Here is a 436-nt window from a genome sequence, read left to right as displayed (position 1 = left end):
GACCTCGAACGGCGCAGCGCTGGAGAACCCAACCATTGGTGGCCCAGCGTCGGTCACCATCGGCGACACCACCAGTGAAGTCTTCGCGACCCTGACGGCGGATAAAACCACCGTAGCTGAAGGCGGTTCGGTGACTTACACCGTGACCCTGACCACCAGCACCGGTCTGCCATTGACCAACCATCCGGAGCTGACCTTCAAGCTCACCGATGGCACCACCATTACTGTTCCAGCGAACAGCGTTACCGGCCAGGCGACCATCACCGCCGCGGACGACATCGCGATTGGTGGTCAGCCGACCATCGTTAACAAGCTGGAAACGGTCGAAGGTGCCGGCACCTACGAGAAACTGACCCTCGGTCAGAATGCCGTAGAAACCAAAGTCACTGATGAGCCAGGTTCGGGCACCCCAACTGACAACCAAGGCGATGCTGTC

The 436-nt window shown here is 59.9% G+C and carries 1 protein-coding gene; it reads left to right on the top strand.

The genetic code is table 11. The annotated features are described in order from the left end of the window. Positions 1-436: immunoglobulin-like domain-containing protein (locus ORL50_RS28775; RefSeq protein WP_266020095.1), on the top strand; the 436-nt coding region annotated here is incomplete at both ends.

Source organism: Pseudomonas sp. RIT-562, assembly GCF_026241895.1.
GTDB classification, from domain to species: Bacteria; Pseudomonadota; Gammaproteobacteria; order Pseudomonadales; family Pseudomonadaceae; genus Aquipseudomonas; species Aquipseudomonas mandelii_F.
Note: the sequence above shows the minus strand (reverse complement) of the source record. Positions and strands in the feature narration are given on the sequence as shown.